We start from the raw sequence: 25,765 nt of genomic DNA, 5'->3' as shown, positions 1-25,765 counted from the left end.
TCTCAGGTCAGGAGGGTGTCGAAGCCGCCATGGAGGGCCAGCCTCTCCAGCTCTTCCAGGGCGGCCACGGCGGCGGCCGCGGCCTGCGGATCCCGCTGCGCCAGACCGCTCTCGGCGAACTCCTCCTCGTCCAGGCGCAGTACGTTCTCGCCGTCGGCGGAGCGCCACAGGTCCAGGTCGAGGTCCTCGACGATCAGCTCGGTGCCGGAGAGGACGGCGGGGCGGGTGACGTCGCAGTACCAGCCCTTCACCACACCCGCGGAGTCACGGACCTCCTTCACCGCGTACCAGCGGTCCCGCCAGTAGTACTCGGTGAAGACGTCGCCCTTCTCGAAGCGGACGAAGCCGAAGTCGCGGACGCCCTCGCCCGCCCAGGGGGCGCGGACCGCGATGCGCGTACCGTCGTCGCCGATCAGGCCGGCCGCGTAACGGATCTTCGTACGACCCGCCTTGACGAGGACGACGTCCAACTGGCCGGTCGGATCAGCCGAGGTCGCGGACATGGCGCACCTCCGTCGCACAGATCTCGTACCCGAACCACTTGTTGATCGCGAGCATCGGGCCGTTGCCGTCGTCGTTGCCGGTGAGCGCCTCGGTGAAGCCGGCGGCCCGGGCGTCGTGCAGGGAGGCGTTCTTGGCGAGCTTGGCCAGGCCGCGGCCGCGGAAGGCGCGGGCGGTGCCGGTCATGGCGGTGGCGTAGCGGCCGGTGGCGACGTCCGTCCAGGCCAGGCTGAACGCGGCGGGGCGGCCCTCGACCAGCGCGACCTTGGTCAGCTCCCGGTTGAGCAGCGGGTGCTTCCAGCTCTCCTCGACCCAGTTCTCGTAGTCGGTGAACTCGGTGTCCACGTCGCTCGGTTCGTCCCGGGCCGTCTCCGCGTCCAGTTCGAACAGCGGGCGCGGATCCTCCGCGAAGTCGGCCGCGCTGCGCAACTCGACGCCGGGCGGAGGGGTTTGGAGCGGCGGCAGCGTGCCGCCGGTCAGGTCCAGGCGGAGGAAATAGGCCGAGCGGCTGGCGCCGTAGCCGTGCCGCTCGGCGAAGGCCCGGTTGGCGGGCTCGTCCAGCACCCAGGCGTACAGCTTCGTCGCGCCGTGCTGGCCCAGGTACTCCTCGGCCGTACGGACCAGGAGGTCACCCGCGCCGCGGCGGGTCCTTCCCGGGTGCACGTAGATGTTGAGCATCCCCAGGCCCGGTTCCGGGCTGTCGTGCGCCAACTGCACCTGCGCCGTGCCGATGACCTCGCCGTCCTCCTCGGCGACGAGCGAGACGAAACGCGCGTCGGGGTGGGTGTGGGCGAGGCGGTGGACGATGGCGTCCGGGGTCCACAGGATGTAGGGGAGGGCCAGGTGCCGGACCCGGGCGAAGGCCTCGACGTCGGCCCGGTCGTCGGGGCGCAGGGCACGCACGATCACAGTCATGAAGGCGCACGCTACGTGGGGACGAGCGCGAGCGCCCCTCATTATTTTCCGGCGGGTGCGGGACAATCGAGCCGTGACCTTGAAGATCCACATCGACGACAGTGCCGCCCCCTACGAGCAGGTGCGGGCGCAGATCTCCGAGCAGGCACGGTCCGGGGTGCTGCCGGTCGGGTACCGGCTGCCGACCGTGCGGGGCCTCGCCGAGTCGCTCGGACTCGCGGCCAACACGGTGGCCAAGGCGTATAGGGCGCTGGAGAGCGACGGGGTGATCGAGACGCGGGGACGCAACGGCACGTTCGTCGCTGCCGCGGGCTCGGCGGCGGAGCGGGAGCTGGCCTTGGCGGCCCAGGCCTACGTGGAGCGGGCCCGGCGGCTGGGATCGGACGAAGCCGCGGCGCTTGCCGCGGTAGGTGACGCCCTGCGGGCGGCCTACGACGAAAGCTGAGCGCTCCGCTGGAAACGCGGTGACGAACGCGCGGGCCGGTGGGGGCCGCTCGCGCCCGCGCGGCGCGGCCGCACAGCGATACGGCCACGCGCCTTCAGGGGCGCGATGCCGCCCCGGAAGGCAGGCGTTGCGGTGTGCGGGTGACCGCCAGGCCCATCGAGCGAGCCGCCCCCGCGAACGCCATCGCGTCCTCCACTGCCGCCCCGGTCGCGTCGTTGTTGAAGTACGCGTACACATCGTCGTCGGCCGTCCACGACTTCGCGATCCGCCCGGCCCACGTCTCCAGCGCCCGCCGCCCGTAGTGCGGCCACGCCCGTGCGCGGCCCTCGTGGAAGCGGACGTAACCCCAGTCGGTGGTGCGCCACAGGGGCGTCACCGGGCGGGAGCGGGCGTCGGCCCAGCACAGGGCCGCGCCCCGCGCCTCCAGCACCTTTCGAACCGCGGTCGTCCACCACGAGTCGTGCCGCGGCTCCACCGCCACCCGCGTACCCGAAGGGAAGCAGCCGAGGCACTCGTCCAGCAGTTCCGCGTCCTCCTTCAGCGTCGGCGGCAGCTGCACGAGCACCGGACCCAGCCGGTCACCCAGACCTGCCGCGTGGCTCATCAGGCGGTCGACCGGTTCTTCCGGGTCCTTGAGGCGCTTGATGTGGGTCAGATAGCGGCTCGCCTTCACCGCGACCACGAAGCCCTCCGGCACCCGGTCCCGCCAGGCCGTGAAGTTCTCGCGCGTCGGCAGCCGGTAGAACGCGTTGTTGAGCTCCACCGTGGTGAATTGCTCCGCGTACTCCTCCAGCCACAGCCGTGCCGGACACCCGGCCGGGTACAGCACGCCCCGCCAGTCCTTGTACTGCCAGCCCGACGTCCCGACGAACAGGGTCATACGACCATCAAAGCACCACGGGGTTACAGATACAGCCCCGCGTCGACCCCGTCCCTCGGCTCCGGCAGCGCCGTCGGCGAGGTGCCCCGGCGCAGCGCGTACAGCTCCGCCAGGGTGGCGCCCTCCCGGCCCACGCCCTCCTCCGTGCCGAGCCAGCCCACGGCCTCCCGGCGGGTCAGCGGGCCCACCTCGATGCGGGCCAGACAGCGGCCGGGGCGGACCACCGCCGGGTGCAGGCGCTCCAGGTCCTCGTTGGTCGTCACACCGACCAGGACGTTGCGGCCCTGGCCCAGCAGGCCGTCGGTGAGGTTCAGCAGCCGCGACAGTGCCTGGCCCGCGGTGTGCTTGGCCTCGCCGCGGATCAGCTCGTCGCAGTCCTCCAGGAGCAGCAGCCGCCAGCGGCCCTTGCCCGTCGCGTCCTCCTCGCCGATCGCGATGTCCATCAGATAGCCGACGTCGGAGAACAGGCGCTCGGGATCGAGCACACAGTCCACCTGGCACCAGTCCCGCCAGGAGCGGGCGAGGGTCCGCAGCGCCGAGGTCTTGCCGGTGCCCGGCGGGCCGTGCAGCAGCAGCAGACGGCCCGCGATGCTCTCCGGCGTCGTCTTCATCAGGCGGTCCATCGCGCCCGCCACCGGCGCGGTGTAGTTCTCCCGCACCTCGTCCCAGGTGCCCGCGGAGATCTGCCGGGTCGTGCGGTGCGGGCCTCGCCTGGGGGAGACGTACCAGAAACCCATCGTCACGTTCTCCGGCTGGGGCTCGGGCTCGTCCGCCGCGCCGTCCGTCGCCTGGTCGAGGACCTTCTGCGCCAGTTCGGCGGTGGTCGCCGTGACCGTGACGTCCGCGCCGCGGTTCCAGCGGGAGACCAGCAGCGTCCAGCCGTCGCCCTCCGCCAGCGTCGCGCTGCGGTCGTCGTCGCGGGCGATGCGCAGCACGTGGGCGCCCGCCGGCAGCAGCGTCGCCCCGGACCGGACGCGGTCGATGTTCGCCGCATGTGAGTACGGCTGCTCGCCCGTCGCGAAGCGGCCGAGGAACAGCGCGTCGACGACATCGGACGGCGAGTCACTGTCGTCGACGTTGAGCCGGATCGGCAGAGCGTCGTGTGGGTTGGCAGACATGGCGTCCATGATCCGGCACCGACGCATCCCGCGCACTGGATTTCCCGCGCCCTGTCCTCCGTGTCACCCCATGCGCCGAGTTCGTCGACGTCATGCCGCGGGCCCGGCCCGCGGCGCAGCCGCGATCGAATGCGCGTCCCCTGGAAATGCAGCAGAGCTGTGCTTTCACAACATCTGCCCTACTTGGCGTTCACACGGTTAGTGTTGCCCTCGATGGGACGTCATGAGTGGACTTCGGGGGCACGACGGTGGCAGCTCACCGCGCTGCTCGGCGTGGGTGTGGCGGCACTGGCCCTGATCGTCACCCTGATCAACACGCTTCCCGGGGGCGGAAGCACGGCGGGCACCTCGCGCAACGGCGACACGGTGCACGGCACTCCGGCGACCCCTCCCGACCAGGACAAACCCGAGGTGGGCTGGGGCTTCACCCACACCCAGTACAGCGCCGACGAGGGCAGCTCCGCCGCCACCGACCGGGTCGACGGGCTGATCTCGGACGCCGGGGGGATGCCGCAGGACCAGGCGGTCATGGGCTGGGGCGCGGACAATCCGGAGCCGGTGAAGGGGCGTTACGACTTCGACGCGATGGACCGCCGTATCGACTTCATCCGCAAGTCCGGCGGCACCCCGGTCGTCACCCTGTGCTGTTCTCCGGACTGGATGAAGGGCGGCAGGGCCGGCGTCGACCACACCAACTGGAGCCAGTCCGCCCTGGAGACGGCGCCGCAGCCGGAGCACTACGCCGACTTCGCCGCGCTCGCCGCGACGGTCGCCAAGCGCTATCCGGACGTACGCCACTTCATCGTGTGGAACGAGTTCAAGGGCTTCTGGAACGACGCCAAGGGCCGCTGGGACTACGAGGGTTACACCAAGCTGTACAACCTCGTGTACAAGGCCCTGAAGAAGGTCGACAAGGACATCATGGTCGGCGGGCCGTACCTGGTCATGGACAGTGTCGACCCGCGTGCGGACGAGGCGTCCTCGACCTTCAGGGGTCCCTGGGGCGCCATGGACCAGCGCATCCTCGATGCCTTCGACTACTGGAACAAGAACAAGGCGGGCGCCGACTTCGTCGTCGTGGACGGCTCCAGCTACACCAACGACGACGAGATGCTGCCGAACGAGTTCGCGGCGACCGACAAGTTCACCGCGGTCGGCAGGTGGGTGCGGAAGCAGACGGACAACCTGCCGCTGTGGTGGGCCGAGTACTACGTCGAGCCCGCCGACGGCAACGACGACCGCAAGGGCTGGTCCGAGACCCGCCGGGTCGCCGTCCAGGCCGCCGGAATGATCGCCATGGTCAAGGGCGGCGCCTCCTCGGGCTTCTACTGGAACCCGGAGGACGAGAAGGGCAGCGACTGCCCAGGCTGTCTGTGGACGCAGACCGACGGTTCGAGCGGCGGCAGGAAGCTGCCCATGTTCGACCTGGTCTCCCGCTTCAACCAGGAGTTCCCGCCCGGCACGACGTACAAGGCCGTCGCGGTCGCCGCGGACGACGTGCCCAACGTCCGCGTCCTCGCCACCGGCAAGACCGTCCTGGTGGTCAACACCCTCGACCGGTCGATCAGCGCGAAGGTCGACGGCAAGCGGTTCGAGATGCAGGCCTACGAAGTGAAGTGGCTCACCAGGTAAGCCCGGCAAGCCACTTCGGCGACGGCGACGACCCCCACGTCATGGTCACTTCATGCTCAGGAACCTCTGCACCAGCGCGGCCAGCAGCACCGCCAGCAGCGGCAGCGAGAACCAGAAACTGCTCTGCAGCCGGCGCAGCTGCCGCACACTCGGCCGCGTCGCGACCCGTACCACCTCGCGCGCCGTCAGCAGCACGATGAGCGCGAGGGCGGCGAGGCCGCCGACGACCGACCACGGCGTCCAGGTGATCTGCGGTCCGATCGGACCTGGATCGGGCGCCGGCACCTTGCCCTCGGGCTGCTTCCTGAGGGCGTAGAGGGTGGCGTCGGCATTGACGTAGACCTTCTTCAACTCCGGCCGGTGGTCCAGGTTCTGGAGGAGCCGGGGCTGCCAGGTGTCCGAATAGCCCACGTCCATCTGGAGATAGGTCATCTGGCCGGCGTTGATCATCAGGTACGAGTTCGGACCCGCGTCCTTCAGCGCCTTGACCAGGCTCGACACCAGCACCGGGTCGGCCGGAGCGAGCGTGGGCACGTAGTTGACCCGCTCCATGTCCCTCGCGCCCCACGGCATCGCCGGCGTCACGTCGTTGACCGTGTCGTTGCTCAGCCACAGCAGCCGGACGGTCGGCTTGTCGTGGGCGTACACATAGTCCATGGCCGCGACCTCGCCGGGCCGGACCCGCTCGAAGGGCTCGTTGCCCCAACGGGCCACCAGGAAGCCGCCCATGAGGAGCAGCCCGGCCAGGAGCGCGGCCAGCGGGGCCAGGCTGACCCGGTCCTTGTCCCGTTCCTCGGCGGTGACGCCGGTGCGCGGGAACAGGGCGAGACCGGCCAGCAGCGCCGCCCCCGGCACGGCGAACATGAAGACGCGCAGGGCCATCTCGCCGCCGTAGGACTGCATGCCGAAGCCCAGGAAGGGGACGAACGTCAGCACCAGCAGCGACCGCTCGCGGTACTTGTGGTCGCGCCGCCGCCACCAGCCCCAGCAGGCGAACGTCATCACGCCGCCGGCCAGCAGGACGCGCGTGTACAGCACGAGCTTGTGGGTCGAGTCGCCGCCCTGGATACGGCCGGAGACCGACGTGGACACATTGCTGCCGACGCCGCCGACACCGCCGAACAGGTCGTTGAAGTGCCCCGACCAGTACGGCTCCGCCATGAAGCCCAGCCAGCCGACGACCAGGACGCCGAACAGGATGGGCAGGCCGCGCAGTTCGGAGCGGCCCACCATCACGAGCACCGCGAGCACGCCCAGCATCACGAACGGCGTGAGCTGGTGGGCCGGCACGCTCGCCGCGAACAGCCCGATCACCACGCCCAGCAGGACGGCCTTCTGACGGCGGCTGGTCGGCTCGACCTCCGCCTCGCCGGGCCGCCGCTTCGTCCAGATCACCCGCGGCGCCCGGAACCAGACCAGCAGGATCGCCACGAACGCCAGGTAGAGGAGGAAGGTGAAGCCCTGCGGCGAGAAGTAGTCCTGCCCCACCCAGCCGCTGAGCACGAAGATCCAGATACCCGTCCACTTGGCGCGCCAGCTCGCCCGCATCGAGCGCACGAGCAGGAACATCGGTGCCAGATAGAGGAGTTGGATGGCCAGCGGCCACCAGCGGATGAGGTCGGTGAGGTCCGTCGTCCCGCAGGCCCTGGTGACGAACGCGGCCACCGCGAAGAAGCCGGGCCAGCTCCAGCGCGCGTCCAGGTCCGGTACGGCGGACCCGGTGCGGTCGATGTAGTCCAGGAACCCGAGGTGCTGCCAGGCGGTCGGGAAGCGCGGCTCGGTCTCGATCACCGCGGGCAGCGCGTGCAGCGACACCACGGTCGCGAGCAGCGTCACCAGCAGCAGCGCCTTGTGCTCCCGGCCGAGCCAGAGCAGCGAGGCGAACACCGCGACCAGCAGCGCCGCACCGACCAGGGTGGGCAGCGGCAGTACCGAGACGAGGCCGAGCCCGCCCATCTCCTCCAGATCCGCCTCGCCCAGCCGCAGCGCGGGCACCCAGTACAGCAGCAGCGCGGCCACCAGCAGACAGCCGAGGACGACGCCGAAGCGGGTGGGCTGAAGGCGCTCGCGCAACGACAGCGGAGACGGCGCGACGGGCACCGGCACCTCTTCGCGTACGGATGCCTCCTCCCGGACGAGCGACGCCCTCGCCCCTCCTGCGGCCCCTTCGTCTTCGCCCCCCTCGAAGCCGGCCCCGAACTCCGCCTCGAACGGCGCGTCCACCTCCATCTCGGCCGGTCCCAGGGATGCCTCGGAACCCGGCTCACGCTCCTCCACCGGCAGGCCCAGCTCCGGGTTCTTCGCCCAGGACGGCCGGTGGTCGGCGGGTGCCACGGGGGTGCCGGTAGGCGGTGTGCCGGGACCCGGGCGGACGTCGGGACGGCGTTCCTGGTGGTCGAAGTCGACGTGGATGCCCAGCGCCAGGGTGTCGCTGTCCAGCGCCCAGGCCGGCCCGCGCCTGCGCGTCGTCTCCGTGGCAGGGACCTCGCGCGCCCCCAGGTCGGCGAGGTCCCCGTCGGGTGCCGCCGCTTCGGGGACGGCGGCGGCCGGTGCGGCCCTGAGCGTGCGGTACAGCCTGGGCGCGGCGATCAGGACGATCACCGAGAGCGAGGAGATCTCGGCGACGCCGGCGCCGGTCAGCCCCATACGGGGGAGCAGCAGCAACGTCAGTCCGAGCACCAGGACGCACAACAGGCCCTGCAGCCAGGCGAGTCCGGCGGTACGGCTCTGCGCGCGCAGCACCGCGAAGTACGTCTCCATGACGACCCGGAGCAGCGCACCGCATGCGAACCAGCGCAGCAGCGGGGTCGCCGCGTCCGCGTAGCCCGCGCCGAAGACGCCGAGGATCCACGGCGCCCCGATGAACAGCAGCCCGCAGATCGGCAGCATGATCCGCGCCATGCGCCGGAGCGCGGCCCGGGTGTTGGCGGCCAGCCGGGCCGGGTCGTGCGAGCCCTCGACGGTGAGCGAGGCGCCCATGTTGATGGCGAGCAGGTTGACGGTGCCGCCGATGGTGGTGGTGATGTAGAAGTAGGCGTTGTCCTCGGAGCTGACCTGCGCGGCGATGATCACCGGGACGAGATAGACGACGGCGAGCGAGAAAAGCGAGCCGGTGTAGTCGCCGGCCAGGAACCTGCCGATCTCCTTCAGGGTCGGTGTCTTCGTACGGTCCGCCGTGGCCTCGATGTGCCGGGGGGCCAGCTTCCGGAACACCAGGATGCCCAGCGGCACCACGGAGGTGGCGATCGCCAGGACCCAGGAGACGAAGACGCCGGTCGTCGGCATGCTGACGGCCAGTCCGACCAGCAGCGCCAGCTTCACCGCGGAGAACACCGTGTTGCCGACCGGCACCCACGGCGCACTGCGCAGCCCGGTCAGCACCCCGTCCTGCAGCGTGAGCAGGTTCCAGGAGGCGACGGCCATGATGAAGCCGAGGCCCTTGACCGACCCGTGCAGGAAGCTGTACGACGGCCCCCAGGAGTCGAGGGTCAGCAGAAAGATTCCCGCCGCGAACGACACGACGACGCAACTCGCTGCGTACGTACGGAAGATGAGGCGCCCGGTGGCGCGCCCGGCGACCGGGATGAAGCGGGCCAGGGCGCCCGTCAGGGCCACCGCCGTCAGACCGGCCAGCAGCTTCATCGCGGCGATCGCGGCCGAACCCTGGCCCACCGCGGACTCGGAGTAGTAGCGGGCGGCGATCAGCCAGTACCCCAGGCCCAGCACCGCGGAGATGCCGGTGTTCAGCATCAGGGCGTAGGCGTTGCGGAACAGCGGGCTGCCGCCGCCCTTGGGACTGCCCATTCCGGGCAGCCGAAGACGGCGCCCCGACTGCTCGGGCGCCTCGGTCACGGGCTGTGAGGCCTCGGTCGTTGTGGTCGTGTCAGACACGGGAACGGATGGCCTTCCGGCGGACCTGTCGTGCTCTGCGGACCATCGCGTACCCCTTGGTGAGGGCACGGTCCCTGGCGAAGTCACGGGCGATCGAACGGCCCTCGACCAGCCGCCCGAACTCCTCGATGCCGGTGCTGCGGCGGACGGTCACGCGCTGCACGGCGTACGGGCCCTGGCGGCGGCGCGCGAGGCCGTTGCCGACCGCGAGCGCCTGGGCGTAGCCCGTGGCCCGCACCGCTTCGCGCACCCGGCGGCTGGAGTAGCCGTACGGGTAGGCGAACGAGGCCGGGACGGCGCCCAGTTCGCCGGCGACGATCTCCTTGCAGTGGATCAGCTCGTGCCGCAGGGTGTCGTCGTCGAGCTGGTCGAGCTGCGGGTGGGTGTGGCTGTGCCCGCCGATCTCGACGTCCGCGGCGGCCAGTTCGCGCACCTGTGTCCAGTCGAGCATGGTGTCGAGGCCGCCTCCGGTGTCGTGGGCGCCCTTGATCCAGCCGGTGGAGACGAACAGCGTGGACGCGAAGCCGTGCTTGGCGAGCACGGGCAGTGCGTGCCGGTGCACGCCCTCGTAGCCGTCGTCGAAGGTGATCAGGACCGGGCGCACCGGCAGCGCGCGGCCCGAGCGCCAACTCGCCGCCAGATCAGCCGTGGTGACCGGGTTGAGGCCCCGGTCGCCGATGAGCGCCATCTGCTCGGCGAACGCCTCGGGTGCCACGGACAGCGCGCGCGTGGCGTCGTTCGGAGCGGTCGCGACCGAGTGGTACATGAGGATCGGCACGGGCGCTTCAGTCATGAGATCCCCCCTGGTCTTTGCCGCTGATCCCGACCACGGAGAACGTGGCACCGCCCCTGCGGGCCCGCACGCTCCCCACCACGTACCCGCCCACCGCCGTGAGCACCCCGGCGACGATCGCGCCGGCCCGGCCCGCGCCGCCCGGCCGGGCCAGCACGGCGTCGCGCAGACCGCGCACGACACCGGCCGGCAGGACGCGGGTGGTGTACCGGCGCTCGGACTCAAGTCCCTTGTCCGCACCCACACTTCGCGCCACCAGCGCCTTGGACAGGCCCTCGGCGTACGCACGCGTGCGGAAGTACCCGAAGTGCTCGCGCGCCTCGGGCACCCGGTGATGGATCACCGCACGGTCGTCGATCAGCAGGATCGCGTCCGGTCTGGCGCGCGTGAGACGGATGCACAGCTCCGTCTCCTCACAGCCCAGCGGCCGCTTGTCGCCGTCGCGCCCGATGCCGGTCGCGAAGCCGCCGGCGGCGTCGAACGCCGTACGACGGAACGAGGCGTTGCCGCCCAGGACGTTGCGCACCCGGACCAGGCCCGGCGGCAGCCCCCGGTAGGTGCAGCCCACCACCCAGTCGAACTCCTCGGGGAACCAGGCCGGACGCCGGCCCGACGCCCAGATCGGCATGGTTCGGCCGCCGACGGCCATCACCCGTGGATCGGCGAATCCCTCGGCGAAGCGGCGCAGCCAGTCCCGCTCGGCCACGGCGTCGTCGTCGAGGAAGGCGATGACCTCGCCGCCCGCGGCCGCGATTCCGGTGTTGCGGCCGGCGGACAGGCCGCGGGGGCCCGCGTTGGCGAGCACGCGGACCTCCTCGACCTCCTTGTACTCCTTGGTGAGCCGGTCCAGCAGGGCCGGATTGTGGTCGACGGCCAGCAGGGTCTCCAGGGCACGGTGGGACTGCGCCCGCACCGAGGCGACCGCCGCGAGGATGTCCTCCCAGCGGTCCTCGGTGTAGACGCAGATCACGACGGAGATGTCGAGATCGCTCAAGACGCCTCTCCCCGGACCGAGCCGAGTTCGACCGAGCCGAGTTCGACCGAGCCGAGTTCGGCGGAGTCGAGCCCGACCGAGCCGAGTTCGACCGAGTCGAGCCCGACCGAGCCGAGTTCGACCGAGTCGAGCCCGACGGTGTCGAGTTCGACCGAGTCGAGCCCGACGGTGTCGAGTTCGACCGAGTCGAGCCCGACGGTGTCGAGTTCGACCGAGTCGAGCCCGACGGTGTCGAGCATCGGCGAGTGGTGTTCCTGCCGGCGCAGCTCCCGCCGGTTGGACCGCTCCTTGAGGATCACCCTGAGCACCCGGAACCCGTCCCGCACGGCCCGCAGATTGCTCGCGCCGTGGATGCGCAGGTACTCGTAGCTCGGGATCTCCTGCACCTTGAGCCCGGCCTTGACCACCCTGATGTTGATCAGGGTCTCGATCTCGAAGCCGGTGCAGTCGAGGTCGATCTTGTCGAGGCAGTGCCGCCAGAACGCGTTGTACCCGTAGCAGAGGTCGGTGTAGCGGGCGCCGAACTTACGGTTGACGACGGTGCACAGCGCCCAGTTGCCGAGCTTGCGGATGAACGTCATGTCGTCGGTGCCGCCGCCGTTGGCGAAGCGGGAGCCCTTGGCGAAGTCCGCGCCCGAGACGAGGGCGGAGACGTAGCTGACGATCTCGTTCCCGTCGGCCGAGCCGTCGGCGTCGACCATGACGATGATGTCGCCGGTGCAGGCCTCGAACCCGGTGATCAGGGCATCCCCCTTGCCCTTGCCCTGCTGTTCGACGACCTTGACCTTCGGCCACAGCTCGCGCGCCACGTCGACGGTGTTGTCCGTCGAGTTGCCGTCCACGAGGACGACTTCGTGTATCCAGTCCGGAAGTGTCTTGAACACGTAGGGGAGATTCTCCGCCTCGTTCATGGCGGGAATCACCACACTCACCGGCGGCGCGATGGCCAGGTGAGAAGAGATCGGCCGGTATTTGTTGGCAGTTGACGGATCCAGGTCCGTTGTCCCCGGCTGCAGAACAGAACTCATGAGTCTGGTCCCTCTCGTCCGGTGGACCGCCCGCCCCTGGGCGGCCCGGCATTGTGTCCGGTTCGAAAGGGGGGTTTCACGCCTGTGGCATGACGAAGTGGATCTACGTGCACGCCGAGGCGAGCTGGCAAAACTGGCCGTCTGCCGCCTTGACGGCAGCCGGTCCGCGCGGCACGACTCGGTCACAAGTGCGGTCACCGAGCACGGCACCCCCCTACCGCGCCCCACGCCGGATCCATCGCGGTCCTTGAGCCCTCCCCTGGAGCCGCTTGATGATGGGCCGATGCGGGTGAGATATACGACGGTATTGATGATTGAACCCGTATGGCAAGACCTGGAACGAGGCCTCACCTTTTTGTTGGTTTGACCGTTACACAGCCTAGAAGCAGCAGAAAACTGATCACGGTCACGGCGATGATTCCGCCAGGCACCGACCAGCGGTGAACAGCCAACATGCCTTGCGCCACCAGCATGTTGAGGACGATTGCGCCCGCGACCGCGGTAAGTGTGCGGCCGAGGGGCTCCAGCCCGCGCAGCGCGGCCCCGAGGGCCGTCGCGGGCGCGGCGAGCAGGAAGAACAGGGTGAGCGGGCCGCGCAGGGGTGAGTCCGAGTCGGCGAGCGCCAGAAGCGCGCCGAATCCCCCAATGGCCGTGGCGGCGCCCGCGAGCAGTGGCGACAGGTCCCTCCCCGGTCCTGGTCGCGCTCGCTCGGTGCCGTCGGTCGAAGGTCTCTTGATACGGATGGTCTGCATTGGCGACTTTGCCCCCCAGCGCGCCGGATGCCGGACTTCAATGTCGCGCAGGGCAAGAGCGGCCGTCAAGACGTGGACGCGGTCCGTACCTGTCCTTGTCGATTCTTAAACGTGTGTTCGCCCGGACGGGGTGACTGTCGGACGAACCGGATCGCCTTGGCATGGACACTTCCGATCAACACGCGTAGTTGGTACGACGGTTATGGCAGAGATCCTGCTAAAGGGAGGTTCCATGAGACGTTCCCGAATTGCCGTTTTCGTGAGCTCGATCCTCCTCGCCGCCGGCACGGCCCTCACCGGGGCCACGGCGGCGCAGGCGTCCGGGCAGGCCGCCGCCACCGGCTATGTGGCCCTCGGCGACTCCTACTCCTCCGGGGTCGGGTCGGGCAGCTACACCAGCTCCAGCGGCGACTGCAAGCGCAGCACGAAGGCCTACCCCTACCTCTGGGCCGCCGCCCATTCACCCTCGACGTTCGACTTCACCGCCTGCTCGGGCGCCCGAACGGGTGATGTTCTGTCAGGACAGCTCGGCCCGCTCAGCGCCTCCACCGGACTGGTGTCCCTGTCCATCGGCGGCAACGACGCCGGCTTCTCGGACGTCATGACGACCTGTGTGCTCCAGTCCGACAGCGCCTGCCTCTCCCGGATCAACACCGCGAAGGCCTACGTCGACTCGACGCTCCCCGGACAGCTGAACAGTGTCTACTCGGCGATCAGCGCCAAGGCCCCCAACGCCCACGTCGTCGTCCTCGGCTACCCCCGCTTCTACAAGCTCGGCGCCACCTGCATCGGCCTCTCCGACACCAAGCGGAAGGCGGTCAACGACGCGGCCGACTACCTGGACACCGCCACCGCCAAGGTCGCCGCGGACCACGGCTTCACCTTCGGTGACGTCCGCACCACCTTCACCGGCCACGAGATCTGCTCCGGCAGCAGCTGGCTGCACAGTGTCGAACTGCTCAACATCGGCGAGTCCTACCACCCGACCGCGGCCGGCCAGTCGGGCGGCTACCTGCCCGTCATGACCAGCGCGGCCTGACCCGTCACTGGGAGGGCGAACCGGAAGTGGAAGGGGAGGAGGCGCCGCCCGTCGGGGTCTCCTCCTGGCAGGACAGCGAGAACGGCACCGAATTGGACGTCGCGTGCACGGGATCGCGGACCTCCACGCTGATCACGTCCTGGAACTTCCCGCTGTCGTCGCGCGTGGTGATGAACTGCCTGTCCTGCTGGGACCTGCCGCCGCCGGCCGGGAAGGAGGCCGTCTTCCAGCTCCCGGACAGCGAGCCGTTCTCCGTCACCCAGCGATAGGTCACCGTCGCCGGAAGCCGCCCGACCGTCAGTGTGGCCGTGAAGGTCGGGGCATCGGACTTCGAGGGCGGACAGGTGCCCGAGTAGTCGGTGTCCGCGCCCGCGAGGCTCACCTTCACGGACTGGGGTGTCGTCGTACGACTGCTGCTGGGGCTCGGCGTGGGGCTCGCGGCCCCGCCGCCGGGTTTGCTTTCGGCAGCGGTCGGCGAAGTTCCCGCCCCGGAACGGGTGTTACTGCCGTTGTTGTCGCTCCCGTCGCCGTTGTCCCGGTGCAGCAGCGCGTACGTCAGTCCTCCCAGTGCCAGCGCGAGGGCGAGCACGCCGACGACCAGGACGGCGGCGGCCCTGCGGTTGCGTTCCGGCGGCGCGGTCGTGGCCGTCGTCCCGGGCGCCGGCACGGGCCCGGTCCGTGCGGCCGCGTACGGGGTCGGCAGGGCCGGCGTTCCGCGCTGCGGGTATTCGGCGATCGTCGGCCCGTACGGCGTCGTCGGCAGCACTTCGGTGCGGGGTGTGCCGCCCGCCCCGATGATCCGCAGGTCCTGCTCGGCCCGGTCGGCCGTCAGCCGCTCGGCCGGATCCTTGCGCAGCAGCCCCTCGATGACGGGTGCGAGCGGTCCCGCCCGCAGCGGTGGCGGCAGCTCGTCGTCGACGATCGCGCGCAGGGTGTTGAGCGGAGTGGCCTGGCGGAACGGGGAGTTGCCCTCCACCGCCGCGTACAGCAGCACGCCGAGCGACCACAGGTCCGACTCCGGACCCGGGGTGCGGCCCAGTGCCCGCTCCGGTGCGAGGAACTCGGGCGAGCCGATGACCTCGCCGGTCATCGTCAGAGCGGAGCTGCCCTCCACCATGGCGATGCCGAAGTCGGTGAGTACCACCCGGCCGTCGTTCGACAGCAGAACATTGGCCGGTTTCACGTCCCGGTGCAGCACTCCGGCCTCGTGCGCCGCCCGCAGTGCCGCCAGTACCTCGGCACCGATGTGCGCGGCCCGCTGCGGCGGCAACGGGCCCTCGGCGTCGAGGAGTTCGGCGAGTGAGATACCGCGGACCAACTCCATGACGATCCAGGGCCGGCCGTCCTCGGTGGCCACGTCGTACACCGTCACGACATTGCGGTCGGCGACCCGTGCCGCCGCCCACGCCTCGCGCTCCAGACGGGCGTACATCCGCTCCACGTCCGAGGCAGGCAGCCCGGCGGGCGCGCGTACCTCCTTCACGGCGACCTCGCGGTGCAGCACCTCGTCCCGGGCCCGCCACACCGTCCCCATGCCGCCCTCGCCGAGAGGGGACAGAAGACGGTAGCGGCCCGCGACCACACGCTCACTGCCCGGTTCTTCGGACACGGGCGTCCCCCATTCGCATCCGCGTGTTTTCTCCACTCCGCGTGATTTCTCCACAAACGTAACTCAGCCGAGTGCGGATGCCGCCCCCTTGAGCACCAGTCCGACGCCGAGGGCGACGACGAGGAACGCGGACGCCAGTGGGGCGGTTCTGCGTACGAGGGTCGCCATCGGGTGGGTGGTCCAGCGGGGGCGCCTGTCCAGCACACGGTTCATTCCCGTACCCAGCTTGACGACGGCGAACCCGGCCGCGGTGAGGGTGAGGGCGAGCCCGACGCCGTACGCGACGACCAGCAGCAGCCCGAACCAGGCCTTCCCGAGCGCCGACGCCCCGACGAGCACGACGACGGCGGAGGGGCTGGGCACGAGACCGCCCGCGAAGCCGAGCAGGATCGTGCCGCGGAGGGTCGGGGCGGTGGAGTGGGTGTGGGTGAAGCCGCCGTGGGTGTGCTCGACGGTGTGGGAGTGGCTGTCGTGGCTGTGTGCGTGGTCGTGGGTGTGCGGGTGGGTGGGCGCGTGCTGGTGCGAGTGGGCCTCGGTGGTCGCCGACGCGGTCTCGGTGTGGGCGGCGACCAGGACCAGCTCGCGCCTCTCGGGCCCGTCCGTCCCGTTCGTGTGGGTGTGCCCGCCGGGGCCGTCCGGATGCGGGTGCGGGTGCGGATGTGGGTGCGCATGCGGATGGTCGTGGTCGGGCGTATGCGCGTGCCCGGGCTCGTGGCCGTGGGGGGGCCCGGGAGTGCGGTTGCGCCAGATCCGGCGTACGAGGGTCGCGCCCGCGCAGGCCACCATGACGCCGCTCGCGATTCCCAGCCAGGCGATCACCGAGGGCGCCGCCGCCGAGCCGGCCGTGACCAGCAGGCCCAGGGCGACCACGCCCAGGGTGTGGGTGACCGTCACCGAGGCGGCCAGCGGCATGACGTCCTTGAGGCGCGCGCGGCCGCCGCGGGCGGCTGCCGTCGCGGCCATCAGGGTCTTGCCGTGGCCCGGCGCGAGCGCGTGCATCGCGCCCAGCACGATCGCGACGAGCAGCGCGAGCGCCGCGAAACCGAGGGTGAGGTCGTGGCGGGCGACCAGGGAGTCCAGGGCGCGGGTCCAGCGGTCCGCGCCGCGCGGCAGCACGGAGGCGGCCGGGGCGTCCTGCCGCTTCTCGACCAGGGCCGGTCCGCCGGCGCGCACGCGCAGGGACGCGGCCGAGGTGTCGGCGGGGGAGGACAGCAACTCCTTGGGATAACCGGTGAGTTCGTGTGAGACCGAGGTCTTCGGTACGTCCGTCGCGGTGAGCGTCATACGGTCGCCGCGCGCGGTGATCTCCCGCCAGCCGGGCCCGGAGGAGGCGCCCGCGCTGTGGAAGCCGAGGTGCACGGTGTCGCTCTTCGGGAGCGGCGCGCTCAGCCCGCACTCGACCCGCAGCGTGTTCAGCCCCGCCTGCCCGGGCCGTAGGTGCGCCCGGCTGCTGCCGACGGTCAGGGCGGTGGCCCGTCCGTCGACGGTGACCTCGCTGCCGTCCGCCGCCTTCGCACACCGCTGCCGCGCCCACTCGCTCATGCCGAGCCGCTCGATGTCGGGCCTGGCCTGGGTGGCCGGGATCTCGGCGAGGTCCTCGACGTGGTCGACGCGCAGTGTGCCGGGGGCGGCGACGAGGCCGTCGTACCGGTTGACGGTGAAGTTGCCCAGGGGGTGCGCGCTCGCGCTGATGGAAGGGAACAGCGCGAGCGCACAGGCCGCCGTGAGGACGGCCCCTGTGGAGGCGAGCAGCCGACGTGCTTTCACTTCGCCGCCTCCAGGTCCTTGAGCGCCTTGCGGGCCTCGCCGGCGCCCAGTGGTGAGAAGCCGGGGTTCAACGTGAGTGCCGCCTGCAGCGAGGCGCGGGCGTCCTTCGCGTGGCCGGTGGCGCGCTCGATCACTCCGCGGTGGTAGAGGAACGAGGCGTTGCGGTAGCCGGTGGCCGTCGCCTCGCGGGCGTACGGGAGGGCTTCCTCGTCGCGGCCGTTGACGTGCAGGGCCCAGGCCAGGGCGTCCGCGGTGTGCACGGTGTGGCGGCGGGCCCACTCGGCGCGGGCGGCGCGCAGGGCGGAGGTCTTGTTGCCGTGGTCGGCTGCGGCGAGCGCGGTGTCGAGGTCGGCATTGACGCCGTTGGCCCGGGCGAGGGCGATCCAGGCGTCGACCAGGGCGTACTGGTCGCGTGCCTTCTCCTTGTCGCCCTCGGCGCCGCGGTCCTCGTACATCTCGCCCAGCTCGACGAGCGGTTGCGGCAACGGGTAGCGGGCGACGACCTGCTCCATGCCCCTGACCGCGGCCGCCCTGTCTCCGCTCGCGTACTGCGCGCGGGCGCGGCCCTCAAGGGCCGGGAGGTAGTTCTCGTCGGCGGCGAGGGCGCGGGCGTAGTAGGTCAGGGCGCTCTTGTAGTCGCCCTGGTTCCAGGCGAGTTGGCCGAGCTGGGCGGCCACGTAGGAGATGTCTCCGCGGGCGGTGGAGGTGGCGAGGGCCTGCTCCAGTACCCGCCGGGCCGTCTTCACGTCCCCGCGCAGTTCGTGGACGTACGCGTACCGGGTGAAGACCGGGCCGCCCGGGCGGCGGGAGTCGGCGGTGTCGGCGGCCTTCGACGCGTCGGCGTAGCGGCCGAGTTCGACGAGGGCGTCGATGCGGGAGGAGAGGGCGTTCTGGCTGTAGGGGTTCTCCTTGAGGACCTGGTCGGCGTACTTCAGGGCGTCCTTGAAGTCGTGCCGGGCCGCGGCGAGGGCGGCTTGGCCGGTGAGTGCCTGCTCGTTGCCGGGCCTCAGGCCGAGGGAGCGCTTCAGGGCCTTATCGGCCTGCGGGTAGCGGGAGGGGTCGCCCTTGGTGCGGGCCTGCTCCACATACGCCAGACCGAGCGTCGCCCAGCTGCCGAAGTCCTTGGGCTGCGACCGGAGTTGGGCCTGCAGAGCGGCGATACTCGCGTCCAGGCTGCCGCTGGAGAGCAGAGCCGGAGACACGGCGCCGGCGGCGGAGACGGCGACCGTCGTGCCGCCGTTGTCCCGGATGGCCCCGTAGGCGATCGCTCCCGCGGTGAGCGCGACGGCCAACAGCACGGCGGTGCCGCCGAGTTGAAGCGCCCGCATCCGCCGTCCGGCTTCGCCCACCCGGTGAACGGCGTCGACCCGCTGCCGGGCGGAGGGGTCGGTTTCGGCACGCGCGGGGTCGCCGGGGCGTGACGGCTTCTCCTCCGCCCCACCCTCGGCGCCCGCCGCACGGGACACCGCCTCGACGGCGGGTTCCGCGACCTGCCCACGCGACCCGGCACCCGGCGCCTGCGCGGGGCTGCCTGCCGGGGCGCCCGGGGCCGCCGCGAGAGGCATGACTTCGGTGGTCGTCGACCTGGACACCGCTTCCGTTACGGGCCGCGTGGTGCGGTCCGTGCGAGGCCCCTCCACAGGGCCGCTTTCCCGGACATCGGCCGGGGTGCGCCGGTCGGCAGCGGTGTGGTCCGTGGCGGGATGTGCGGTCCGGCCGGTGGGCGGGCCGGTGGTTGCTGCCTGGGCGGAGGGGGTGTCTTCGGGGGTGTCGGCCGTCGTGGTGGAGGGCTCTGGCCCGGAGGCCGGGGTGCCGGGCTCGGTCCCGGACCGCTCGGCGGCCGGTGCGACCTCGGGGTCCGGTGCGGTGAGCGGCGTGGTGCCGTTCTCCTTCTCCGGCTCGGTGCCGTTCGTACGCGGGGCCATGCCCTCTCCTCAATCGGCGTGCTGTGAAAGGAAGGTGCGGGGTGTGCGGCGCGGCCCGGCCGTGGGGGATGGATACGAGCGGGCCGCGCCAGTCGGCGGGGCGGCCCGGGCGGCGCTGTTCAGCAAGCGACGCCCGGCCCGCAGGGGAGGGCCTAGTACGCCCGGCTCCGCATCCGGCGCCACCACATCAGGCCCGCGCCGATCAGCGCGATCCCGGCGGCGCCGCCGCCCGCGGAGGCGGCGATCAGGCCGGTGTTGCTCATACCGGTCGAGGAACCCGCCGGCTGCAGCGCGTCGCCCAGCTGGTTGCGGACGTCGTTGCCGCTGGTGACACCCTTGGCGGTGGCACCGCGCGAACCGGCCGTCGGGTTGGCCAGGTACGGGAAGGAGTGGCCGAAGCTCTTGTCGTTCTTGTCGACCGCGTCGCCCAAGTCGTTCTTGGAGCCGACCAGTTCACCCTCGACGACCTGCAGCGCCTCGTCGATCACGTCGTCGGTGAGGCGACGGCCGTTCGGGAAGCCCGCGTTGTCACCGTCGAGCACGCCCAGCCGCTTCGGGTAGGCGGTCGGCTTGATCGAGGTGTTCAGGCGCAGCTCCTCCGCCGGGCGCACGTTCGGCGGCTGGTTGAGGCCCTTGACGCCCTTCAGGAAGACGTCGACCAGGTCGTTGCGCGGCTCGGCGGGCGCCTTGATCTTGTAGATCCCCTCGATGAGCTTGGGCAGCTCCGGGTTGGTCACGTTCTTCAGGAACTGCGCGTCGTACCACGGGGAGGACGCGTTGAACTTGTCCTTGTCCTTCAGCGGGTTGACGACCTCGTTGACCAGCGGGTTGCCCAGGCGGGAGACCTGCTCGTAGTAGCCCTGTGCGTTCCTGCGCTGCGTCGTCGACCAGACGCCGACGACCGGCTGGTCCTTCGACTCCGTGATCATGTCGGTCGGGACCTGCAGGGCGATCGAGTTGACGTTGTAGCCCTTGAGGGTGTCCCGGCCGACCTCGGAGAGGTTGCCGCCGTACAGCAGGTCGAAGACGCGCAGGTCCAGGAAGAACGGGTCGTCGGCCTGCCCGGCGAACGTCTGCGCGCCGTTCGCGAGCTTGTAGACCGCCTGCTTGCGCAGGGTGTTGTAGTCCGGCATCGACGCCTTGCCGACGTCCGACGGCGCCACCGGCACGTTGTCGGCGAGCTTCGTCTTCGACATCACCTTCTGGTTGTGCAGCTTGACCAGGTCGATGTCGTACGTCTGCGTGATGTTCAGGTCGGGGTCGTCCAGACTGGTGACCGCGCCCGTGTTGTAGAGGAACGTGTTCTTGTTCTTCGTATGCGTCTTGAAGGTGTAGCGCAGCAGCAACTCGCCCTGAGCGTCACCGTTGTTGTCGATGTGGATGTCGTACTGAGCGTCGTCCGCGAACGTGAAGAAGTTCGGGCCGCCCGCCGGGTCCTCGAAGGGGATCCAGTTGGCGATGATCGTCGTCGTGTCCGGCTTGTCCGGGCTGACGAACGCGTACACGTCCGTGTTGTCGTACTGGGGCTGCCCCGAGATCAGCGGAGCCTCCCGGTGGCTGGAGGCGGAGGCCGCCCCCGGTTCCAGCGTGGCCACGCCGGCGGCTGCGAGCCCCCCGGCGGCCAGCGCGCCGGCTATCAGGGTCGCGATGCTCCCGCGTCCCGCACCGCTCCTGGAGATAGGTGTCATGCCGTCCGTCCTCAGTCCCAACTTGCCTGACGAACGCTGATTCGGAGCGGTCGGCAGGGTGGATTGGTCGAATCCCAAACGTTCTTACGGCGAACTTGGAATCTTGTTTCAGACGAGCCGGGAATCTTCTGTCGGCGAGCGTGGATTCATGGAGCGCGGACCCGCGTTTTGGGCACGACGATCCGTAACCCCATCCGGAGGTGCGTTCGTTGCGAATGCCTGGTGTGACGGGACGGGGCCCATGCGGCCGGCGAGAGGGGGACCGAGTGGAGGCGGACGAGCTTCTGGTACTCGTGGCAGGCGGCGACCAGAAGGCATTCGAGGCGCTGTACGGGATGGTGTCAGGTCCGGTGTTCGGACTGGTCCGACGTGTCGTGCGGGATCCGGCGCAGTCGGAGGAGGTGGCCCAGGAGGTGCTGCTCGAACTCTGGCGGTCCGCCGGGCGGTTCGACCCCGGACGCGGCAGCGCCCTGTCCTGGATCCTCACCCTCGCCCACCGCCGCGCCGTCGACCGGGTGCGCAGCGCCCGCGCCGCAGGCGAACGAGAGCAGCGCGAGGCCCGCCGGTCCCACAACCCCGCCTTCGACCAGGTGACCGAGGAGGTCGAGGCGGGCCTCGAACGCGAGTGGGTCCGCCGCTGCCTGGACCGCCTCACCAGCCTGCAGCGCCAGTCCGTCACCCTCGCCTACTACGACGGCTACACGTACCGTGAAGTGGCCGAGCGGCTCTCGCTGCCGCTGGGCACGGTCAAGACCCGTATGCGCGATGGACTCACCCAGCTGCGCAAGTGCCTGGGAGGTTTCGCATGAGTCTCCTCGACAGACTGCTGCGCCGCGGGGACCTGCACTCACTCGCGGCGCCCTACGCACTCGACGCCCTGGAGCCCGCGGAACGGCTCCGCTTCGAAAAGCACCTCACGTCGTGCGACAGCTGCGGCGCCGAGGTGCGCGCCCTGTCCGAGGACGCCGTCCGCCTCGCCTGGTCCACGGCCGCTCCGGCACCGACCGCGATGCGCAACCGGGTGCTGGCCGCCGTACGGGCCACGCCGCAGGAGCCGGGGGCCGCACGGGAGCACACACCCCAGCTGCCGCCGCACGTGTGGGGTACCCAGCCGCCGCCGGCGCGCTCCCGTGCGCCTCGTGAGCGCCGCCCCTTCTTCGTACCGTTCGCCACGGCGACCGCCGCCGCGGCCCTCGTCGTCGCCTCGCTCTTCGCTGTCCAGGCGAACAAGGCCCAGGACACCCTGAACGCCGAGCGCTCCCAGGCACGTGAGATCGCCCACGTTCTCGCAGCTCCCGACGCCCGCGTGAACTCCGGCAAGGACTCCCGGGGCCGAAGTATCGGAGTGGTCGCCTCCGTATCGGAGGGGCAGGCGATCGTCACGCTCAGCGGATACGGCGATCTGCCCAGCGGACGCGTGCACCAGCTGTGGCTCATGCGCCCCAACGTGCAACCGCGCTCCCTCGGACTCTTCAAGGGCGGCGACACACCCTTGGTCGCGTCCGACCTCGACAAGTCCGCCACATCACTCGCTGTGACCGTCGAGCCCGGCGGCGGCTCGCCGCAGCCCACCAGCCAGCCCATTGTCCAACTCGCCCTGAAATCGGTTGGATTCGGAGAGTGACGAACGAAGAGTCGTCAACACCCTTACGGGGAAGGTGAATCCTGTGACCGCGATACACGAGTGCCCCGACGGGGCGATAGGGTTACCCTGCCCGGGCCGGGTGGACTCGTACGGGTGGGGAGTGACATGGAACAGATAACAGTGAGCAGCAGGGCCAGGGTCCCTGCGATCACGTGCGGGAGCAGCGCGACCAGTTCGCGCCTCGACCGCCATCTCTCGGTGCTGGCGGGTCCTGCCGTCCCACAGCGGGAGACGGCCGAGGCGACCTTGCTGATGCGCGAGCTGACGGCGCGTGACACCCCGCGTGAGCGCAGTGCAAGGGGCAAGCGCGTGAGCCGTGTCCTGCTCTTCGCGCCACTGCGCCGACTGCGTCGTTCGCTGTTCGGCGGACGCTGAGCGAAACCGGCGTTCGTTCCGCAAAGGGCAGCGCCCGGAGCGCCGCGCCGTCCGGCGCGACGCTGCGATCTCGCCGTCCGGCATCCCCACGGCATGCGGCGACGCCCGGGCCCGCGCCCGGGCGTGGCCACATCTCCCGATCCGTCACCTCCGGCGTACCTCCCACCCGCTCCGTACCCCGAGGCAACACACCCTGTGTTTCCGGCCGTTGAGGTCAGCGCTCCCCGCGCGCATACCTGCGCACCGCGAGCGGCAGGAACACCGCGATCAGCACGGCGCACCACATCAGTGACCCGGCGACCGGGTGCGCCACCGGCCAGGCCGCGTCCCCCGGCACCGGCGCGTTGCCGAAGAGGTCCCGCAGGGCCGTCGTCACCGCGCTGATCGGATTCCACTCGGCGACCGTCCGCAGCCAGCCCGGCAGCCCCTCGGCCGGGATGTAGGCGTTGGACAGCAGCGGCAGCATGAAGGTCGCGCCACCCAGCTGACCCGCGGCCTCCTCGTTCCTGGTGAGCATGCCGAGGAAGATCCCGACCCACGTCGTCGCGAACCGGAACAGCAGCAACAGGCCGACGGCGCCCACCGCTTCGAGCGCGCTCCCTTCGATGCGCCATCCCACGGCGAGCCCCACCAGCAGGAACGGCACGGTCCCGGCGGCCGTGAGGACGACGTCCGCCACGGCCTGGCCGAGCGGCACGGCCGTCCGGCTGATCGGCAGCGTCCGCAGCCGGTCCATGACGCCCCGGTGCGTGTCCTGGGCGGCCTGGAACATACCGCTCATGATGCCGTTCGCGGCCGTCGCCACCAGCAGCCCCGGCACCAGGAAGGACCGGTACTCCCCGCCCGGCATGGCCAGCGCGCTGCCGAAGACGTAGCCGAAGAACAGCAGCATGCTGATCGGCATCGTCTGGGAGAGGATCAGCAGCCCCGGGTTGTTCCGCATCCGCCGCAGCTGACGGCCCAGCAGGGCGGTCCCGTCGTACGCCACCATGCTCATGCCGCACGCTCCTTGCCGTTTTCGGTCAGCCGGAGGAAGGCCTCGTCGAGCGTCGGTGGTCGCAGGCTCGCGTCGAGCAACGGCACGCCCGCCGCGTCGAGTTCGCGCACCAGGCGGGGCAGCGTGAGTGTGCGGTCCCGGGTGACCGCGCCGACGGCGCGCCGCTCGTGGTCGAACGACGGCTCGGCGCCCGTGAGTTGGTCGAGCACGCCGGCCGCCTTCGCCATCGCGTCCTCCTCCGTGACGATGACCTCGACATAGGCGCCGATGAGCGCCTTGAACTGCGAGGGTGACCCCGTCTGCGCCACCCGTCCCCGGTCCACCAGGGCGATGTCGTCGGCGAGTTGGTCGGCCTCCTCCAGGTACTGCGTGGTCAGCAGCACCGTCGTGCCGTCGGCCGTCAGCTCACGCACCGCGTCCCAGATCAGGTTGCGGCTGGAGGGGTCGAGCCCGGTCGTCGGCTCGTCCAGGAACAGCACGTCGGGGCGGCGGATCAGACTGGCCGCCAGGTCCAGCCGGCGGCGCATGCCGCCCGAGTACCCGGACGTGGGCCGGTCCGCCGCCTCGGCCAGTCCGAACCGGTCGAGGAGCTCCCCGGCGCGCTGCCCGGGCGCCCGCACCCGGTGCAGCCGTGCGAACAGCCGCAGGTTCTCGCGGCCCGTGAGGTCGCCGTCGACCGACGCGTACTGCCCGGTGACGCCGATCCTGCGCCGTACGGCCGCGGGCTCCCGGACGAGGTCGTGCCCTGCGATCCGCGCCGAGCCCCCGTCGGGCCGCAGCAGCGTCGTCAGCAGGCGTACGGCCGTCGTCTTGCCCGCCCCGTTGAGCCCGAGGACGCCGCAGACCGTGCCCTGGGCCACCGCGAGATCCAGCCCGCGCACCGCCTGCACCTTGCCGAACCTTTTCTTCAGACCTTCACTAAGTACAGCGTACGTAGAAGTCATGCCCCGACCATAGCGCACTACGTACGCCGTACGTAACTAGGATGGTGGCCGAGGTGATGATCGATGGCGGGCCGAGCGGCGGTACCCGAAGTGATCTGGGCGCGTCCCGAGCGGACGGGCCGGGGGCCGAGGCCGGCGTACACACGCGCCGACATCGCGGCGGCGGCGGTGCGCATCGCCGACTCCGGTGGCCTGGAAGCGGTGTCGATGCGGCATGTCGCGGCCGAGCTGGGCTGCGGGACCATGTCGCTGTACAACTACGTCCCCCGTAAGGAGGACCTGTACGAGCTGATGGTGGACGCGGTCGGCGGCGAGCACGAGCTGTGGGAGCCGTCGGGGGACTGGCGGGGCGACATGCGCCGGGTCGCCGGGCAGACCCGGGCGCTGATGCACCGGCATCCGTGGATGACCCGGCTGATGTCACCGGTCTACGGATTCAGCCCGAACGCCCTGCGCTACCTGGAGCACTGCCTGGCCTGCCTGGATCCGCTCCAGGCGCGCTACGGCATGAAGATGCAGTTGGTCGGCATGTTGAACGGGTGCGTGACGTCGTACGTCGCGACGGAGCTGGCCGCCGCCGAGCGGACGCGGTCGCTGCCGTGGTCGGCCGAGGAGGAGAGCGCGGTACGCATCGCCTACCTGGGGAGCCAGGTGGCCGGCGGAGCCTATCCGCGGATGGCCGCGGCGTTCACGGAGGATCCGGGGCCGATCGATCTCGACGGAGCCTTCGAGTTGATGGTGGAGCGGATGCTGGACGCCTTCGCGCCGGGGCGCTAGATGTGGGAAACCGGACGGCGTGGGAACGGGGCCGCAGCACTAGTAGACTG

At 70.8% G+C, this 25,765-nt stretch carries 21 protein-coding genes and 1 pseudogene; 7 read left to right on the top strand and 15 right to left on the bottom strand.

The window, feature by feature from the left end:
• Positions 1-2 precede the first annotated feature (2 nt).
• Complete coding sequence (locus OOK07_RS08665; RefSeq protein ID WP_266678489.1) at positions 3-503, bottom strand: ribonuclease FAU-1 family protein; 501 nt, start codon at positions 501-503, stop codon at positions 3-5.
• Positions 484-1,416: a GNAT family N-acetyltransferase gene (locus tag OOK07_RS08660; protein WP_266795793.1), complete on the bottom strand. Its 933-nt coding sequence runs from the start codon at positions 1,414-1,416 to the stop codon at positions 484-486. The genes OOK07_RS08665 and OOK07_RS08660 overlap by 20 nt, the downstream gene beginning before the upstream one ends.
• 73 nt (positions 1,417-1,489) lie before the next feature.
• Between OOK07_RS08660 and OOK07_RS08655 the strand changes: the two genes are divergently transcribed.
• Positions 1,490-1,861, top strand: a complete 372-nt coding sequence (locus tag OOK07_RS08655) for a GntR family transcriptional regulator (RefSeq protein WP_266678485.1) — start codon at positions 1,490-1,492, stop codon at positions 1,859-1,861.
• A 94-nt stretch (positions 1,862-1,955) separates the two neighbouring features.
• Here OOK07_RS08655 and OOK07_RS08650 read toward each other — a convergent pair whose 3' ends face one another.
• Together OOK07_RS08650 and OOK07_RS08645 are read right to left on the bottom strand one after the other, a co-directional pair.
• The gene (locus tag OOK07_RS08650; protein ID WP_266795791.1) at positions 1,956-2,741 is read right to left on the bottom strand and encodes a DUF72 domain-containing protein; all 786 of its coding nucleotides are present in this window, start codon (positions 2,739-2,741) and stop codon (positions 1,956-1,958) included.
• A gap of 23 nt (positions 2,742-2,764) precedes the next feature.
• Positions 2,765-3,859 (bottom strand): DUF5925 domain-containing protein, encoded by a 1,095-nt coding sequence (locus OOK07_RS08645; RefSeq protein WP_266678481.1) that lies wholly within the window; start codon positions 3,857-3,859, stop codon positions 2,765-2,767.
• 213 nt (positions 3,860-4,072) lie between these two features.
• On the opposite strand from OOK07_RS08645, the gene OOK07_RS08640 reads away from it, so the two are divergent.
• On the top strand, positions 4,073-5,491 hold the full coding sequence (locus tag OOK07_RS08640) for a GH39 family glycosyl hydrolase (RefSeq protein ID WP_266795788.1): 1,419 nt from the start codon (positions 4,073-4,075) through the stop codon (positions 5,489-5,491).
• Positions 5,492-5,536: 45 nt separating this feature from the next.
• On the opposite strand, the gene OOK07_RS08635 is transcribed toward OOK07_RS08640, so the two are convergent.
• From OOK07_RS08635 to OOK07_RS08615, 5 genes and pseudogenes are all read right to left on the bottom strand, one after another.
• Positions 5,537-9,382 (bottom strand): lipopolysaccharide biosynthesis protein, encoded by a 3,846-nt coding sequence (locus OOK07_RS08635; protein ID WP_266795787.1) that lies wholly within the window; start codon positions 9,380-9,382, stop codon positions 5,537-5,539.
• A complete protein-coding gene (locus tag OOK07_RS08630) occupies positions 9,375-10,175 on the bottom strand; it encodes a polysaccharide deacetylase family protein (protein ID WP_266795785.1) in 801 nt (266 codons plus the stop codon). The genes OOK07_RS08635 and OOK07_RS08630 overlap by 8 nt, the downstream gene beginning before the upstream one ends.
• Positions 10,168-11,169 carry a glycosyltransferase family 2 protein gene (locus OOK07_RS08625; protein ID WP_266795784.1) on the bottom strand — a complete coding sequence of 334 codons (1,002 nt, stop codon included), beginning with the start codon at positions 11,167-11,169 and terminating at the stop codon, positions 10,168-10,170. Before OOK07_RS08625 ends, OOK07_RS08630 begins: the two co-directional genes overlap by 8 nt.
• A 227-nt stretch (positions 11,170-11,396) precedes the next feature.
• Positions 11,397-12,197 (bottom strand): annotated as a pseudogene (locus tag OOK07_RS08620) (glycosyltransferase family 2 protein); the annotation flags it as partial.
• Positions 12,198-12,544: 347 nt separating this feature from the next.
• Positions 12,545-12,949: a hypothetical protein gene (locus OOK07_RS08615; RefSeq protein ID WP_266678471.1), complete on the bottom strand. Its 405-nt coding sequence runs from the start codon at positions 12,947-12,949 to the stop codon at positions 12,545-12,547.
• Positions 12,950-13,181: 232 nt separating this feature from the next.
• On the opposite strand from OOK07_RS08615, the gene OOK07_RS08610 reads away from it, so the two are divergent.
• Complete coding sequence (locus OOK07_RS08610; protein WP_266678469.1) at positions 13,182-13,988, top strand: SGNH/GDSL hydrolase family protein; 807 nt, start codon at positions 13,182-13,184, stop codon at positions 13,986-13,988.
• Between the two features lie 4 nt (positions 13,989-13,992).
• On the opposite strand, the gene OOK07_RS08605 is transcribed toward OOK07_RS08610, so the two are convergent.
• The 4 genes from OOK07_RS08605 to OOK07_RS08590 form a co-directional block, all read right to left on the bottom strand.
• Complete coding sequence (locus OOK07_RS08605; RefSeq protein ID WP_266795783.1) at positions 13,993-15,597, bottom strand: serine/threonine-protein kinase; 1,605 nt, start codon at positions 15,595-15,597, stop codon at positions 13,993-13,995.
• 63 nt (positions 15,598-15,660) lie between these two features.
• Positions 15,661-17,364: an urease accessory protein UreH domain-containing protein gene (locus OOK07_RS08600; protein ID WP_266795782.1), complete on the bottom strand. Its 1,704-nt coding sequence runs from the start codon at positions 17,362-17,364 to the stop codon at positions 15,661-15,663.
• Positions 17,361-19,289, bottom strand: a complete 1,929-nt coding sequence (locus OOK07_RS08595; protein WP_266795781.1) for a tetratricopeptide repeat protein — start codon at positions 19,287-19,289, stop codon at positions 17,361-17,363. The genes OOK07_RS08600 and OOK07_RS08595 overlap by 4 nt, the downstream gene beginning before the upstream one ends.
• A gap of 152 nt (positions 19,290-19,441) precedes the next feature.
• Positions 19,442-20,977, bottom strand: a complete 1,536-nt coding sequence (locus tag OOK07_RS08590) for a DUF4331 domain-containing protein (RefSeq protein ID WP_266678461.1) — start codon at positions 20,975-20,977, stop codon at positions 19,442-19,444.
• Positions 20,978-21,243: 266 nt separating this feature from the next.
• Here OOK07_RS08590 and OOK07_RS08585 point away from each other — a divergent pair, with 266 nt between their 5' ends.
• From OOK07_RS08585 to OOK07_RS08575, 3 genes are all read left to right on the top strand, one after another.
• On the top strand, positions 21,244-21,786 hold the full coding sequence (locus OOK07_RS08585; protein WP_266678459.1) for a sigma-70 family RNA polymerase sigma factor: 543 nt from the start codon (positions 21,244-21,246) through the stop codon (positions 21,784-21,786).
• The gene (locus tag OOK07_RS08580; RefSeq protein WP_266678457.1) at positions 21,783-22,601 is read left to right on the top strand and encodes an anti-sigma factor; all 819 of its coding nucleotides are present in this window, start codon (positions 21,783-21,785) and stop codon (positions 22,599-22,601) included. Before OOK07_RS08585 ends, OOK07_RS08580 begins: the two co-directional genes overlap by 4 nt.
• Positions 22,602-22,727: 126 nt before the next feature.
• A complete protein-coding gene (locus tag OOK07_RS08575) occupies positions 22,728-22,997 on the top strand; it encodes a hypothetical protein (protein WP_266678455.1) in 270 nt (89 codons plus the stop codon).
• Positions 22,998-23,211: 214 nt separating this feature from the next.
• Here OOK07_RS08575 and OOK07_RS08570 read toward each other — a convergent pair whose 3' ends face one another.
• The gene (locus tag OOK07_RS08570; RefSeq protein ID WP_266795779.1) at positions 23,212-23,994 is read right to left on the bottom strand and encodes an ABC transporter permease; all 783 of its coding nucleotides are present in this window, start codon (positions 23,992-23,994) and stop codon (positions 23,212-23,214) included.
• Positions 23,991-24,938 carry an efflux ABC transporter ATPase subunit, DrrA-related gene (locus OOK07_RS08565; protein ID WP_266795777.1) on the bottom strand — a complete coding sequence of 316 codons (948 nt, stop codon included), beginning with the start codon at positions 24,936-24,938 and terminating at the stop codon, positions 23,991-23,993. The genes OOK07_RS08570 and OOK07_RS08565 overlap by 4 nt, the downstream gene beginning before the upstream one ends.
• 63 nt (positions 24,939-25,001) lie before the next feature.
• Here OOK07_RS08565 and OOK07_RS08560 point away from each other — a divergent pair, with 63 nt between their 5' ends.
• The gene (locus OOK07_RS08560) at positions 25,002-25,715 is read left to right on the top strand and encodes a TetR/AcrR family transcriptional regulator (RefSeq protein ID WP_266678449.1); all 714 of its coding nucleotides are present in this window, start codon (positions 25,002-25,004) and stop codon (positions 25,713-25,715) included.
• Positions 25,716-25,765 lie beyond the last annotated feature (50 nt).

This window comes from Streptomyces sp. NBC_00078, assembly GCF_026343335.1.
GTDB lineage: Bacteria > Actinomycetota > Actinomycetes > Streptomycetales > Streptomycetaceae > Streptomyces.
The sequence above is the reverse complement of the archived record's forward strand: the minus strand, read 5'-3'. Positions and strand labels throughout refer to the sequence as shown.

Bases quoted from the DNA above. Each gene is read 5' to 3' on its own strand.
- OOK07_RS08640 (WP_266795788.1), top strand. From the start codon at position 4,073: ATGGGACGTCATGAGTGGACTTCGGGGGCACGACGGTGGCAGCTCACC.
- OOK07_RS08660 (WP_266795793.1), bottom strand. From the start codon at position 1,416: ATGACTGTGATCGTGCGTGCCCTGCGCCCCGACGACCGGGCCGACGTC.
- OOK07_RS08575 (WP_266678455.1), top strand. From the start codon at position 22,728: ATGGAACAGATAACAGTGAGCAGCAGGGCCAGGGTCCCTGCGATCACG.
- OOK07_RS08590 (WP_266678461.1), bottom strand. From the start codon at position 20,977: ATGACACCTATCTCCAGGAGCGGTGCGGGACGCGGGAGCATCGCGACC.
- OOK07_RS08595 (WP_266795781.1), bottom strand. From the start codon at position 19,289: ATGGCCCCGCGTACGAACGGCACCGAGCCGGAGAAGGAGAACGGCACC.
- OOK07_RS08560 (WP_266678449.1), top strand. From the start codon at position 25,002: ATGGCGGGCCGAGCGGCGGTACCCGAAGTGATCTGGGCGCGTCCCGAG.
- OOK07_RS08630 (WP_266795785.1), bottom strand. From the start codon at position 10,175: ATGACTGAAGCGCCCGTGCCGATCCTCATGTACCACTCGGTCGCGACC.
- OOK07_RS08615 (WP_266678471.1), bottom strand. From the start codon at position 12,949: ATGCAGACCATCCGTATCAAGAGACCTTCGACCGACGGCACCGAGCGA.
- OOK07_RS08645 (WP_266678481.1), bottom strand. From the start codon at position 3,859: ATGTCTGCCAACCCACACGACGCTCTGCCGATCCGGCTCAACGTCGAC.
- OOK07_RS08665 (WP_266678489.1), bottom strand. From the start codon at position 503: ATGTCCGCGACCTCGGCTGATCCGACCGGCCAGTTGGACGTCGTCCTC.
- OOK07_RS08570 (WP_266795779.1), bottom strand. From the start codon at position 23,994: ATGAGCATGGTGGCGTACGACGGGACCGCCCTGCTGGGCCGTCAGCTG.
- OOK07_RS08650 (WP_266795791.1), bottom strand. From the start codon at position 2,741: ATGACCCTGTTCGTCGGGACGTCGGGCTGGCAGTACAAGGACTGGCGG.
- OOK07_RS08580 (WP_266678457.1), top strand. From the start codon at position 21,783: ATGAGTCTCCTCGACAGACTGCTGCGCCGCGGGGACCTGCACTCACTC.
- OOK07_RS08565 (WP_266795777.1), bottom strand. From the start codon at position 24,938: ATGACTTCTACGTACGCTGTACTTAGTGAAGGTCTGAAGAAAAGGTTC.
- OOK07_RS08610 (WP_266678469.1), top strand. From the start codon at position 13,182: ATGAGACGTTCCCGAATTGCCGTTTTCGTGAGCTCGATCCTCCTCGCC.